Origin of the sequence: Streptomyces sp. NPDC017936 (assembly GCF_044328485.1) — a bacterium.
GTDB lineage: Bacteria > Actinomycetota > Actinomycetes > Streptomycetales > Streptomycetaceae > Streptomyces.
This window is the reverse complement of sequence record NZ_JBIRHK010000001.1, coordinates 409,771-423,524: the sequence shown is the minus strand read 5'-3', so window position 1 is coordinate 423,524 and position 13,754 is coordinate 409,771. Positions and strand designations below refer to the sequence as shown.

At 74.5% G+C, this 13,754-nt stretch carries 10 protein-coding genes; 5 read left to right on the top strand and 5 right to left on the bottom strand.

Annotated features, from left to right (window positions below; all coding sequences use genetic code 11):
• Positions 1–158: 158 nt before the first annotated feature.
• Positions 159–791, bottom strand: coding sequence for a TetR/AcrR family transcriptional regulator (locus ACH4F6_RS01675; protein ID WP_397957813.1), 633 nt, complete (start codon positions 789–791; stop codon positions 159–161).
• A gap of 168 nt (positions 792–959) precedes the next feature.
• Between ACH4F6_RS01675 and ACH4F6_RS01670 the strand changes: the two genes are divergently transcribed.
• Positions 960–2,474 carry an MFS transporter gene (locus tag ACH4F6_RS01670; RefSeq protein ID WP_397957812.1) on the top strand — a complete coding sequence of 505 codons (1,515 nt, stop codon included), beginning with the start codon at positions 960–962 and terminating at the stop codon, positions 2,472–2,474.
• A gap of 66 nt (positions 2,475–2,540) precedes the next feature.
• Positions 2,541–5,282 carry a family 78 glycoside hydrolase catalytic domain gene (locus ACH4F6_RS01665; protein WP_397957811.1) on the top strand — a complete coding sequence of 914 codons (2,742 nt, stop codon included), beginning with the start codon at positions 2,541–2,543 and terminating at the stop codon, positions 5,280–5,282.
• On the opposite strand, the gene ACH4F6_RS01660 is transcribed toward ACH4F6_RS01665, so the two are convergent.
• Complete coding sequence (locus ACH4F6_RS01660) at positions 5,263–6,063, bottom strand: DUF427 domain-containing protein (RefSeq protein ID WP_397957810.1); 801 nt, start codon at positions 6,061–6,063, stop codon at positions 5,263–5,265. The two genes, ACH4F6_RS01665 and ACH4F6_RS01660, sit on opposite strands and share 20 nt — an antisense overlap.
• A gap of 109 nt (positions 6,064–6,172) precedes the next feature.
• A complete protein-coding gene (locus tag ACH4F6_RS01655) occupies positions 6,173–7,900 on the bottom strand; it encodes a VanW family protein (protein ID WP_397957809.1) in 1,728 nt (575 codons plus the stop codon).
• 229 nt (positions 7,901–8,129) lie between these two features.
• On the opposite strand from ACH4F6_RS01655, the gene ACH4F6_RS01650 reads away from it, so the two are divergent.
• Positions 8,130–8,981 (top strand): endo alpha-1,4 polygalactosaminidase, encoded by an 852-nt coding sequence (locus ACH4F6_RS01650; protein WP_397957808.1) that lies wholly within the window; start codon positions 8,130–8,132, stop codon positions 8,979–8,981.
• Between the two features lie 156 nt (positions 8,982–9,137).
• A complete protein-coding gene (locus ACH4F6_RS01645) occupies positions 9,138–10,352 on the top strand; it encodes a twin-arginine translocation signal domain-containing protein (RefSeq protein WP_397957806.1) in 1,215 nt (404 codons plus the stop codon).
• A 96-nt stretch (positions 10,353–10,448) separates the two neighbouring features.
• On the opposite strand, the gene ACH4F6_RS01640 is transcribed toward ACH4F6_RS01645, so the two are convergent.
• The gene (locus ACH4F6_RS01640; RefSeq protein ID WP_397957804.1) at positions 10,449–11,015 is read right to left on the bottom strand and encodes a TetR/AcrR family transcriptional regulator; all 567 of its coding nucleotides are present in this window, start codon (positions 11,013–11,015) and stop codon (positions 10,449–10,451) included.
• Between the two features lie 87 nt (positions 11,016–11,102).
• On the opposite strand from ACH4F6_RS01640, the gene ACH4F6_RS01635 reads away from it, so the two are divergent.
• On the top strand, positions 11,103–12,026 hold the full coding sequence (locus ACH4F6_RS01635; RefSeq protein WP_397957803.1) for an SDR family oxidoreductase: 924 nt from the start codon (positions 11,103–11,105) through the stop codon (positions 12,024–12,026).
• Between the two features lie 30 nt (positions 12,027–12,056).
• On the opposite strand, the gene rox is transcribed toward ACH4F6_RS01635, so the two are convergent.
• Positions 12,057–13,580, bottom strand: a complete 1,524-nt coding sequence (rox, locus tag ACH4F6_RS01630; RefSeq protein ID WP_397957802.1) for a rifampin monooxygenase — start codon at positions 13,578–13,580, stop codon at positions 12,057–12,059.
• Positions 13,581–13,754 lie beyond the last annotated feature (174 nt).

The window sequence follows — 13,754 nt, the reverse complement described above, 5'->3', positions numbered from 1 at the left end:
GCCGCCACGCGCAGCCTCTTGCCGGCAGCCGTCCCACGCCGCCCCCCTGCCGGCAGCTCCTCGGTCCCGGCCCTCACCGGCGGTTCCTCGGTCCCGGCCCTTACCAGCCGCCCCTCGGCTCCCCGGCCTTCACCGGCCGCCCCTCGGCTCCCCGGCCCTCACAGGCCGCCCCCGTCCGGAGTGATCGTGCGGGCGATCCGGTCGGCGTGGGTGCGGACGGCCCGGGCGAGGTCCGTCGCTCCTTCGGAGATCACCCACTGCAACTGCAGGCCGTCGCTGACGGCGATGCACTCGCGGGCGACCGCCCGGCAGTCGGTGTCCTCGCGCAGCGAACCGTTGTCCCGCGCCCGGTGCAGCTGGCCCGCGAGTTGCTCGACGGCGCGTTCGTACCGCTCGGCGAAGAGGACGTGGGCGGCGCTGGTGGGGTCGGCCGCCTCGGCCGACGTGAGCACGAACAACTCGATCAGCCCGGGCTCGGCGAGGTGGCGCTCGGTCGCCTCGACCATGGCGCGCAGCACGGTGCGTCCGTCGGCGTCCTCGGGCAGGTGCGCCCACCACTCGGCCTCGGCGGTGAAACGGTGCTCCATGACGGCGAGCAGCAGGTGCTTCTTGCTGCGGAAATGGTGCAGCAGCCCCCCTTCGGTGATCCCGACGTCTTCGGCGATCCGGCTCAGGGCGGTGCGGTGATAGCCCTCCTGGGCGAACCGCCGCGCCGCCGCTTCCACGATCTTCCGGCGTCGGGCGATGCCGACCGAGTAGCTGCCGCGCGGGCCCCGGGTGCTGCTGGTCATGGGCCTCACCGTAGCCAGTGCCCACCGGGCGCGGGCGGCCCGGGGCGGCACTTCCCCGACTGTGTGACCTGCGTCACCCCGTAAAAACCTAGCGCACTCGGTTTTTGATTCGCATCATCGGTCGGAAACCTCGGCGTAACGACGCGCCGACCTGTTCCCGGAGCGATCATGAACACTCCGCCCCACCCGTCGACGCGTCCCGCGCACGACGACCCCCCTCCGGCCGGTCCCACGCCGTCCGACCCCGCCGCCCGCTGGACGGGTGCGGAACTGCGCCGGCTCGCCGCGCTGGTCTGGCCCGGTCAGCTGCTCGTCGTGGCCGGCATCATCGCCGCGAACGCGCAGCCGCAGGTCGCCCAGCACTTCCACACCACGCAGATCGCCTGGTTCAGCCTGTCGTTCACGCTGGCCACGATCGTGGCGACGCCCTTCGCGGTGCGGCTGGGCGACCTGCACGGCAAACGGCGCACGATGCTCGTCCTCGCCGCCGCGGGCCTCCTGGGCGACATCGTCACCGTGCTGGCCCCCACCTATCCGGTGATGGTCGTCGGCCGGGTGATCGGCGGCCTCTACGGTCCCGTCGCGGTCCTCGTCCTGGCGGCGGTGCGCGACCTGTTCCCGCCCCGCAAGGTCGCGACGGCGCTCGGCACCGTGGCCGGGTCGGTCGGTGTGCTCAGCCTCCTCGCCCCGCTGCTGTCGGGCCGGCTGCTGGACGCCTTCGGCTGGCGCGGCGCCCTGTGGTTCCTGGTCGGCTCCACCGTCGTCGCGATCGCCGCCCTGTGCGCCGTGCCCGAGACCCCGCGACGGGCCGTCGCCGGGCGGCTCGACTGGGCGGGCGCCCTGCTGCTCGGCGGCGGCCTGTCCCTGGTGGTGTTCGGCGTCGGGCAGGGCCGCGACTGGGGCTGGACCTCGGCCGGAGTCGTCACGGCGCTCGTCGCGGGCGTCGCCGCGCTGGTGGTGTGCGTCGTCGTCGAGCTGCGGGTGAGCGCTCCGATCCTGGACCTGCGTCTGCTGCGGCGCCGGTCCCTGGCCACCGTCCTGCTCGGCTCGTCGGTGCCCCAGGCGGCCTTCTTCGCCTCCCAGTCGATCCTGATCTTCCTCGCCCTGTTCCCGCCGATCCCCCACGTCTCCGACGGCCTGGGCTGGTCCACCACGTACAACGCCCTCATCGGCGTCCCGGCCGGACTGGTCACCTTCGCCGCCGGCGTCGGCGTGGGCAGGGCGGTGCGCACGGTCAGCCCGCGCTCCGTCTGGTTCGTCGGTCTGGCCGTCCTCGCCGCCGGCCTGACGCTGGCCGCGTTCCTCCACCGCGACGCGGGCCAGATCGTCGTCACCGGCATCGTCATGGGCCTCGGCGGCGGCATCCTGATGGCCGGTCAGCAGACCATGATCGTGTCGGTGGTGTCCCCCGCGGAGCAGGCCGCGGCCAACGGGATGTCCTCCCTGCTCACGCAGGTCTTCCTGGCCCTGACCAACCAGATGCTCTACGCGGTGCTCGCGGCGGACTCCACCGTGCTGGAGGGCACCGCCTTCTACCACGACCGGGCCTTCACCCACGCCTACCTCGCCATGGCCGCGATCGTCGTCGCGGGCCTGCTGATCTCCTGCGCCATCCCCCGGCTGCCGCGCCCCGCCGGGACCGCGTCCGACGCGCCGGAACCGGGCCTCACCCGGGCCGCCTGACCCCCTCCCCGCCGAAGCCCGCACCCGCGCCGCCCGCGCACCCCCGTTCACCGAGAGGAACCACCCGTGCTCCGCGCCCGCCCCACCCATCTGCGCGTCGAACACCTCGACCGGCCCCTGGGCCTCGGCGTCCCGAACCCGCGCCTGTCCTGGCGGCTTCCGCCGGCGGCCGGCGAGCAGATCGCCTACCGGCTCCGGGCCGGCGCCTGGGACACGGGCCGGATCGAGTCCCCGGTCACCACCTACCACCGCTACGACGGCCCCGCGCCCGGCCCGGCCACCCGCGTCGAGTGGCGGGTGAAGGCGTGGACCGACCAGGGGGAGACGGACTGGTCCGAGCCGTCCTGGTGGGAGACCGGCCTGCTGTCGCCCGACGACTGGCGGGCCCGCTGGATCGAACCCGCCGAGGCCGAGCCCGCCCCGCCCGGCCGCCGCCCCGCACACCTGCTGCGCCACGCCTTCGCTCTGCGCAAGCCCGTCCGCACCGCCCGCCTGCACGCCACCGCCCACGGCCTCTACGAGCTGTTCCTCAACGGCCGGCGCGTCGGGGACCTCGACCTCACCCCGGGCTTCACCGCGTACCGCACCCGGCTCCAGGTGCAGACGTACGACGTCACCGGGCTCCTCACCGACGGCGACAACGCGCTCGGCGCCCTCCTCTCGGACGGCTGGTTCCGCGGCCGCCACGGCTTCGCCCGCGAGGCCGACGGGTTCGGCACCCGCACCGCCCTCCTCGCCCAGCTCGCCGTCACGCACCCCGACGGCACGACGACCGTGCTGGGCACCGGCCCCGGCTGGCGCAGCGCCCCGGGCGCGATCACCGCGGCCGACCTGATGGACGGTCAGGAGACCGACCTCCGCGCCCATCGGCCCGGATGGGCGACGGCCTCCTTCGACGACCGGCTCTGGGCGGAAGCGGCCGTCGTCGCGGGCGGCCTCTACGACGACTTCTCCCGCCTGACCGGGACCCTCGCCCCGCCCGTGCGCCGCGTGCAGGAGATCCGCCCCGTGGCCGTGACCCGGCTGCGGGACGGCCGGCACGTCGTGGACCTCGGCCAGAACATCAACGGCTGGACACGGCTGAGCGACCTCGGTCCGGCCGGCACCCGGCTCACCCTGCTGCACGGCGAGGCCCTCGACGAACACGGCGACGTCACCACCGACAACATCCGCGCCTTCGACTGGGCCACCCACCGCCCCCTCCCGGCCGGGCAGGCCGACACGGTGATCTCCGCCGGCCGCGCCGGCGAGACCTTCGAACCCCGCCACACCACCCACGGCTTCCGCTACGTCCGCGTCGAGGGACACCCCGGCCCGCTCACCCCGGACGACGTCACCGGCATCGTCGTCCACACCGACCTGACCCGCACGGGATGGTTCACCAGCAGCGACGAGCGCGTCGACCGGCTGCACGAGGCCGCCGTGTGGAGCCTGCGCGGCAACGTCTGCGACGTCCCCACCGACTGCCCCCAGCGCGAACGCGCCGCCTGGACCGGCGACTGGCAGGTGTTCGCCCCCGCCGCCGCCTACCTCTACGACGTCGCCGGCTTCACCGCCAAATGGCTGCGCGACCTCGCGGCCGACCAGTGGGGCGACGGCGTCGTCCCCAACTTCGTGCCCGACCCGGCCGACGAGGACACCCGCCGCCGGTCGGCCGAGGGCGGCATGAACGGCTCGTCCGGCTGGGGCGACGCCGCCGTCATCGTCCCCTGGGAGATGTGGCGCGCCTACGGGGACCTGGACCTGCTGCGCACCCAGTACCCCTCGATGCGCGCGTGGGTCGAGTTCGCGGCCGGACAGGCCCGCACCCGGCGCCACCCCGACCGGGCGGCCGCCCGCCCGCGGCCGGCGCCGCACGAGGAGTTCCTGTGGGACACCGGCTTCCACTTCGGCGAGTGGCTGGAGCCCGGCGTCGCCCCCGACCTCGACCCCGCCCGCGACCGCGGCGACGTCGCCACCGCCTACCTGCACCGCTCGGCCGACCTGCTGGCCCGCACCGCCCGGCTGCTCGGCCACCGCGACGACGAGACCCGCTACCGGCGCGTCGCCGACGGCGCCCGCGCCGCCTGGCGGGCCGAGTACCTCACCGCGGACGGCACCACCGTCCCCGACACCCAGGCCACCCTCGTACGGGCCCTGGCCTTCGGACTCGTCCCCGGCCGGCTGCGGACCCGCGCGGCGGACCGGCTCGCCGCCCTGGTCCGCGCGGCCGGCACCCACCTGACGACCGGCTTCCTGTCCACGGGCCTGCTCCTGCCCGTCCTGGCCGACCACGGCCACCTCGACCTCGCCTACGCCCTGCTGCTCCAGTCCACCCCGCCGTCCTGGCTCGCCATGATCGACCGGGGAGCGACGACCGTCTGGGAGGACTGGCACGGCGTCGACGACCGGGGCCGCCCCGCCATGTCGTACAACCACTACAGCAAGGGGGCGGTGATCTCCTTCCTGCACCAGTACGTCGCCGGGATCCGGCTGCCGCGGACCCCGGACGCGGGGAGCGCCGGCTACCGGCGCTTCGTCATCGCCCCCCGGCCGGGCGGCGGCCTCACCTCGGCCGCGGCCCGCCACGACTCGCTGCACGGCACCGTCGAGAGCCGGTGGGAACGCCACGGCGACGTGTACACGCTCGACGTGCGGGTGCCGCCCGGCACCGAGGCGCAGGTCCGCCTTCCCGGCGCCGGCGAGCCGGTACGGGCGCTGCCCGGCACCCACCTCTACACGTGGCGCGCGGACGACGAGCCGCCGCGCGGCCCGGCCGGGGACACGGCGGCCGGCTCCGCGCCGGACGTCAGGTCAGCGTCCCGGTGAACCAGGTGACCGGACGCTCGAGGCGTTCGCCGTCCACGGTGATGTCGACCGCCTCGTTGTAGAAGGCGACCAGCCCGCGGACGGCGGCCACGGCGGGCAGCGGGTCGGGGTAGCTCCACACGACGTCGGCCGGGACGCCGGCCCCGCCGCGCCAGGACCAGTACCGGGCGGTGCCCTTGTAGGGGCAGCCGCTGCGGTGGCCGGTGGGGACGAACAGGTCGAGTCGCACGTCCTCGGGGGGCAGGTAGTAGCGGGTGGGCAGGCCGGTCTCGAAGAGGAGGACCGGGCGACGGGTGTCGGCGACGACCGTGCCGTCGATCTCCACCCGCACGTGCCGGCTGCTGGGCAGGGCGTCGACGCGCTTGTGCGGGTCGCGCGGGTGGACGAAGATCTCCTCCTCTTCCTCGTACCAGTGGTCGAGGCCCCTGCCCGTGCGCCGGAACCACTCGAAGGCGATGTGCCCCGCCAGCTCGTCGGCGGGGAACGTCCACGCGGCGTTCTCCAGCGGTTCGCCGCCCACCTCGAGGTCGTAGAAGACCCGGGAGCCGGTGTGCCTGCCGGTCGGCGGGTCGCCCGCCGGGCGGAGCAGGTCCTCGCGCACCTCGCCGCGCGGGAAGGCGTACAGCGGCACGGGCACCCCCGGCTCCCACACGAGGAGCGGGTGCCGGCTGTCGACGACGGTGACGTCGCCCGTGCGGCCGCGCACCCAGCGGGGACTCGGCTCCCAGAGGAGACCCTCGGGGGTGGCCCGCACGGACCCGGCGGTGCTGAGTCCGGTCATGTCCGGACCTCCTTCTTCCGACACGGACGGACACTCCTCGGCGTACCCGCGCGCACGCTCCTCCACCGGCACCGGCACCGGCACCGGCCGGCGCCGCGGCCGCACCCGCTCAGGGGGACGCGCAGACGATCTCGTCGCGCGGGGTGTAGTGCGTGCGGAACGGCTCCCGCTTCACTTCCCTGCCGCCGTCGCGGAAGACGCGCTGCACCGTCACGTCGAAGCCCTCGAGCGGGGTCTGCGGCACGCACTCCCCGGCCGCGCTCTCGTGGTGCGCGGGCTGCCGCACCTGGGTGCGCGGCCCCTTGACCGACGTGATCTCGTCGTACTTCCTGGTCCCGAGGAAGGCGACGGTCACCGAGGTGTCGGTGGACTCGGCCTGGATGTAGACGGCGTGACCGGAGTCGTTGGTGAACCTGAGGTCGAGGGTGCCCCAGGCCACCGTCGCCTCGCGGCCCTCCGGGTAGCGCTCGATGTAGAAGGAGTGGGCGCCGTGCTCCACGGGGTGGACGCCGGCGAAGAACAGCGCGTTGTAGACGGTCGTGGCCACGGCCGAGACACCGCCGCCGGGCGCCTTGGCGAACCGGCCGTCGTTGATCATGATGCCCTCGACGAAGCCGTTGGCCTCCGTGCGCTGCCCGACGGTCCGGTTGAAGCTCCAGGTCTCGTCCGGCATGACGACGGAGCCGTTGATGAGTTCCACGGCCCGGCCGATGTTCTTCGTGCGGTACGGCGCCGGTTCGAAGTGCACCGTGAACGACGACATCTTCTCCGTCAGCCCGAGCCGCGCCGCGTTCGCGCCCGTCACCTCCGGCCGGGTCAGGCGCGCGTCCACCTCGCCGGTACGGGCGGCGGCGCCCGACTTGGTCAGCAGGGGCAGCACCGCCTTGCCCAGCGCCTTGTCGGTGACCTCCACGCCGGTTCTGCCGGCGTCGGCCACCACGACCTTGTCGCCGGCGAGCCGCAGCGTGGCGTTCTCGGGCCCGCCGACGATGCGGGAAAGGGGACGCGCCACCGCGGGGGCGGCGCGCAGGCCCGCGACGTCCAGCTCGGGTGTCAGCCGTCCGGCTCCGTCCGGCCGCATCGTCAGGTGGGCGCCCAGGGTGGCCCGGTCGATCGTGAACCGCTTGCCGTCGACGACGAGCGTGACCGGCGCCGACACGGCCGGCCGCGCGAACTCGCGCACCGCCCGCCGCACCTCTTCCGCGCCGACCTTCGGCTCGGTCCTTCGCGCGGGAAGGACCGTGACCGGCTGCGTCCCACCGCGCAGGAGGGCCGCGCGCAGCGTGCCGACCGCGGCGTCCGCGTCCAGGGCGTAGCCGCTGCGCGGCGCGACCTGCTCGACCCGTCCGCCGTCGAAGGCGACGGCGCCCTCACGGACCTTCTGGTCGAGCGCCGGCGCCAGCTTCCCGAGAGCGGCCCGGGCCCGCTCCTCGTCGACGCGGACCACCGGCTCGATGTCACCGCCGGAGCGGAAGAACCCGCCGATCACGCTGAACGGGTCGGATCCGGTGACCGCCGCCCGGTCGACGGTCCGCCGGGCGTCGAAGCCGATGCCGGCCCGCTGCGGGACGACCGTGGCCGTGCGGTCCCCGACCTTCACGGTCAGTTCCCGCGCGGCGGCCGGGTTGAGCCGCTGCTCCAGCTTCCGGGTGGCCTCGGCCTTGCTCAGCCCCCCGATGTCCACCCCCCGCACGGTCGTGCCCGTGTCGATCTCACCGCCCGTCAGCAGCAGCCCGGCGAGGTACACACCGCCGATGCCGACGGTCAGCACACCTCCCGCCAGGGCGAGGGACGGAACGGACGCTCTTACCGGAGCGGACGGTATGCGGGGGCGCATGGGTCTCCCGGACGATCGATGGGACGGTACCCCCGAGACGCGACGTCGAGTACGGGGCAAGCTCACAAAAATACCCCCGATCAGGTGATAGGGGGGTATGTCCGATGCCACCGTATGGTCCGCGTCACTTCGGGCGGCGGGGCCCGAGCGCCCCGGCTCCTCCCGGGCCGGGCGGAGCCGCACCACGGGGTTTGACGTGCCGCCCTCCGCCACGGAAGCCTGTCTGCCCATGCACCTCGTCCGCGCGCGACCCCACCGGTCCGCGGCGGCGCTGACGGCCGCGGCCGCCGCCGTCTCGCTGCTCACCACCGCCTGCTCGGGTCCCGCCGCCCCGGAGCGGAAGCCGGCCCCCTCCGGGAAGGTGACGCCTCCCCCCGCCTCCGCGGGGTTCGACTACCAGCTCGGCGGTTCCTACCCCCCGCCCGCCGGCGCCTCGGTCGTCGCCCGTGACCACACGGCGTCCCCCGCGCCGGGGGTGTACACCATCTGCTACGTCAACGCCTTCCAGGCCCAGCCGGACGCGGAGGCGGAGTGGGACGACGACCTGCTGCTGCGGGACGCGGACGGCGAGGTGGTCGTGGACACGGACTGGGACGAGGCGCTCCTGGACATCCGCACCGACGCCAAGCGCCGACGCGTGGCCGCGAAGGTGAACGCCTGGATCGACACGTGTGCGGCCAAGGGCTTCCAGGCCGTCGAGCCGGACAACTACGACAGCTACACACGGGCCCCCGAGGGCCTGCTGACCGCCGCCGACGCCAAGGCGTTCCTGGCCCTGCTGGCGGACCACGCCCACGCCAGGGGGCTCGCCGTCGCGCAGAAGAACACGCCGGACCTCGCCCCCGACCGCGACGAGGTGGGCCTGGACTTCGCCGTCGCGGAGGAGTGCGGGATGTACGACGAGTGCGGTGACTACTTCGCCGCCTTCGGCGAACACGTCGTCGACGTCGAGTACGACGAGCGGGGCATGGCGAAGGCCTGCGCGGGCTGGGGCGGGCGGATCGCCGTCGTCCTGCGCGACCGGGACGTGGTCCCCGCGGGCGAGTCGGGCTACGTGCGGGAGACCTGCGCCGGCCCGTGACCGGGAAGCCGGCTCCTCCGCGACGCGCCGGCTGTCCGCGGGAGCGGCCCGTGCTGTCCCGGACACGAGGATCACGCCTGGTGGGACGGGGAGCGATGTCCGGGACAGGGCGGGGCGGTGCCGAACCACGGCGTCCGCTCCTATGGTCCCCGGACCATGGACACCACACGCAGAGCGTTGCTCAAGGGCATGGCGGCCGCCCCCCTCGCCGCGACGGCGGGCGGGCTGCTGATGCCGTCCACGGCCCACGCCGCACCGGAGACCGAGTTCGTGCTGAAGCGGGTCGACCGCGTGGGCTCGCCGCTGCAGAGCAGCTGGCCCGACGCCATCGACAGCCTCTCGGCCAGGCTGCCCGACGTGGAGCTGGCCCGGCACGTGCTCGCGGGGGCGAGGAGCAGGGGCGCCCGCGTCACCGACTGGCACGCGGCGAAACCCGACCACCTCGACTACGGCTTCGCATGGGACCCGGCGACCCGGGACGGCACGACGGCGAGCTGGTACCCGCAGGGCATGACGACCAGCTACGACGCCTACGGCGGCAGGCTTCCGGGAAGCGGCGAGAAGGTGGCCGTCGTGTCCTGGTACGCCCGGGGCGGCAACGCCCGCAAGGGCGCCCGGGTCACCTTCATCGACGTGACCGGCGACCCCCGGCGGCCGAAGTACCGGCACGTCCTGCTCGTCGAGCCGGTGAAGGCGCAGGGGAGGCGGGCCGGTTTCGTGCCGGTGAAGTTCCACGCCGGGGGCATCGCCTGGTACGGCACGTGGCTCTACGTGGCCAACACGCGCTACGGCCTCAGCGTGTTCGACACCAGCAGGATGTTCCAGGTCTCCTCGGGCGACTGGTGCGGCTACGACGCCTCCCGGAGGCGCTACGCCGCCTACGGCCACCGGTACGTCCTGCCGATGCACCACATCTACGAGAACGCCGGCGACGGCCTGACCTTCTCGCAGGTGGCCCTGGACCGGACACCCGGGTTCGTCCCGTCGCTCGTGGTCAGCGAGTACCGGGGCGCGAGTCCGGACGGCCGGGCGGTGCGCTGGGGTCTGGACGCCACGGGCGAGATCGCCGACGTGCGGACCAAGACGCACTGGACCCTGCAGAAGGCGCGCGTGCAGGGAGCGGTCACGGTGGGAAGTTCCACGGCCTACTACTCGGCCAACCGCGGTGAGGCGGACGGTCCCCGCCGGCAGGGCGACCTCTGGACCCAGTCACCGCTCGGCCACCCGATGGGCGACACGCCGGCGGCCAGGCTCTCGCTGGGGCCGGAGGACCTCAGCTACGACGTGCACTCGGGCGGCTCCCTGTGGTCGCTCGGCGAGCACGCCGGGCGGCGGAGCGTCTACCGCGTCACCGTCCGACCGGAGGTGTGACGTCGCCCGACGCCGCCGCTCCCGCCGGGCCGCCGGTCGTCCAGGGGCCCGCCGTCGAAGTCCGGCGAACCGAGGGGCCCGAGGCCGGCGGCGGCGTCAGCCGCCCGCGGTGACGGCCTTGAGTTCGGCCAGCGCTTCCCGCATCACCTGGGACATCGCGCGTTCCTCGGCCGCCTCGACCCAGCGCTCGAAGCCGACCTTGAAGACGGCGACCCCCGCCTCGGCGGTCAGGCTCGCGGCGGGCTCCGCGACACCGCGGCCCCGCAGGGCGTCGGCGAGCGCGGCGGCGATCGAGGCCAGCTTGATCAGCTCGCGCTCCCGGAGTTCGGCGTTCGCCACGATGACGGCCTGGCGTCGGCGGGAGTGGTCGCGGCGGTCGTCGAACAGGCCGGCGACCGCCTCGAGGCCCGCCGCGATCGCGTCGATCGGCGCCGCGGAGCCGGGAGCCCCGGCGACCGCGTTCACGAACAGCTCCTCCACCGCCGTCGAGCCGCCGAACAGCACCTCGCGCTTGTCGGCGTAGTGCCGGAAGAAGGTCCGCTCGGTGAGCCCGGCCCGCTGGGCGATCTCCGCCACCGTGGTCTGTTCGTAGCCGCGCTCGCCGTAGAGCTCCAACGCCGCCTTCGCCAGCCGTTCGCGTGCGTTCGGCTCCCATCTGCCCATGGGGAGATCCTAACGTGATGGCAGTGACTGACATTACCGTGCTAGCGTCGATGGCAGCCACTGACATCAACAGTTCGGAGTTCTCCCATGCGTATCTTCGTGACCGGCGCTTCCGGCTGGCTCGGCTCCGCCCTCGTGCCCGACCTCATCGACGGGGGCCACCAGGTCGTGGGGCTCGCCCGCTCCGACGCGTCCGCCGCCGCCCTCACCGCCGCCGGGGCGGAAGCGGTCCGCGGCACCCTCGACGACCTGGACGTCCTGGGCGGCACCGCCGCCGCGTCGGACGGCGTGGTCCACCTCGCCTTCCGGCACGACATCGCGTTCACCGGCGACTTCCGGGGCGCCGCCGAGGCCGACCGCCGTGCCGTGGACACCCTCGGCGACGCGCTGGCCGGCACCGGCCGGCCCCTGGTCATCGCCTCCGGCCTGATCGGCCTCAAGCCGGGACACGTGTCGACCGAACGGGACGTACCCGCCGTCGACGGCTCGCCGGCCTCCGTCCGCGCCGCCACCGCGGCGGCGGCGCTCGCCCTCGCCTCGCGCGGCGTGCGCTCGTCCGTGGTGCGTCTCTCCCCGACCTGCCACGGCGAAGGGGACAACGGGTTCATGGCGACGCTGGTCGCCATCGCCCGGGCCGAAGGCGTCTCCGGGTACGTCGGCGACGGCGCGAACCGCTGGCCGGCCGTCCACCGCCTCGACGCCGCACGGCTCTTCCGCCTGGCGGTGGAGAAGGCCCCCGCGGGGTCGGTGCTGCACGGCGCGGCGGAGGAAGGCGTCACGCTCCGTGCCGTCGCCGAGGTGATCGGCCGCCACCTCGACGTGCCGGTGGCCGCCGTGGCCCCCGAGGCCGCGGCCGAGCACTTCACCTGGCTGGGCGGTTTCCTCGGACTCGACAGCCCGGCGTCGAACGCCCTGACCCGCGAACTGCTGGACTGGCGGCCGGCCGGGCCCGGCCTCCTCGAGGACCTCGACGCGGGCCACTACTTCCGCACTCCCGCCACCGCCCTCTGACGTCGGGCGGCGGCGGGGCGCGGAAGGGCGTCACCGACCGGTGGACGCGGGTCCGGGGCCCGCGTCCCCGCCGGGGCCGGAGGCGGCGCGGTGCCGCGACGGCGTGTTCGGCCGGCGGGGGCGTGCTCGGTCGACGGGGGCGCCGAACCAGCGGGACAGCCGGCCGAGCAGCTCCCGCTGGTCGTCACCGGCCCAGGCCACGTGGCCGTCCGGGCGCAGCAGCACCGCGGGCACGTCCAGCTCCTCGCCGACGTCGACGACGTGGTCGACCCGGTCCGCCCAGCCCGGCACCGAGAGCCGGCCGGTCCGGTCGAGCAGCAGCCCGCGGCCGCCGTGCATCAGCGCGTACAGACGCCCCCGCTTCAGCCGCACGTCCCGCATCCGGCGGCCGACGAGCGGGTGGTCCTCGCCGAGGTCGTAGCGGACCGAGATCGCGGTGATCTTCTCGATCAGGTACCGGTTCACCTCCTCGAAGCCGATCAGTTCCGTCAGCAGCCGGCGCACTGCCCGCGGACCGGGTTCGGGGGACATCAGCTCCATCTGCGCGCGGGTGTTCTCCAGCACGTCGGCGGCCACCGGACGCCGTTCGCTCTCGTAGCTGTCCAGCAGTCCTTCCGGCGCCCGGCCCGCCACCTCGGCGGCCAGTTTCCAGCCGAGGTTGAACGCGTCCTGGATGCCGAGGTTGAGCCCCTGACCGCCGGTCGGCGGGTGGACGTGGGCCGCGTCGCCGGCCAGCAGCACCCGGCCGACGCGGTAGCGCTCGGCCAGCCGCGTGGCGTCGCCGAAGCGGGAGAGCCAGCGCGGCGAGTGCACGCCGAAGTCGGTGCCGGCGACCGCCCGCAGCTGCTGCCTGACCTGGTCGAGGGTCGGCGGGACCGAGCGGTCCCCGGTCACCCCCGCGGCGGGCACGACGACGCGGTACACCCCGTCCCCCAGGGGCACGGCGCCGAACCGCGCCTGGGTCTTGCGGACCTCGGTCACCACGTCGGCGAGCGTCTGCGCAGGCACGCCCACCTCCATCTCGCCCAGCAGCGTCTCGACCCTGGAGGGCTCACCGGGGAAGCCGACGCCGAGCAGCTTGCGCACCGTGCTGCGGCCGCCGTCGCAGCCGACGGCGTAGCGCGAGCGCAGCCGCGTGCCGTCGGCCAGTTCGACGGTCACCCCGTGGTCGTCCTGGCTCAGCCCGGCCAGCTCGCTGCCGCGCCGGATCTCGGCGCCGAGCTCGGTGGCGTGCTCCTCCAGCAGGCGGTCGGTGACGGTCTGCGGGATGCCGAGGACGTACGAGTGCGCGGTGTCCAGCCGGTCGGGCCACTGCGTGCCGAGACCGGCGAAGAAGCCGCCGACCCGGTACTGCGTGCCGTGCGCGAGGAACCGGTCCAGCAGGCCGCGCTGATCCATCACCTCGACGCTGCGCACGTGCAGACCCAGCGCGCGGACCACCGGGGTGCGCTCCGCGTCCCTCTCCAGCACGAGCACCCGCACACCGTGCAGCCGCAGTTCGCCGGCCAGCATCAGTCCGGTCGGTCCACCGCCGACGACGATCACGTCGATCATCACAACCCCGTCTCCGCAGCTCGTGGCTTCGGCCGGTGATTCTGCGGCAGGAAGGGGGCCTTGCCGCAAGGCCCCCGGTGCGCTATAAGTTGAGAGTGGCAAGGAGTGGGTGAACCTCCTTGCCTTTCTTTGTGTGCTTCCGTCCCGCCCCTCGCCGGGGCCGGCCCCGGTCGT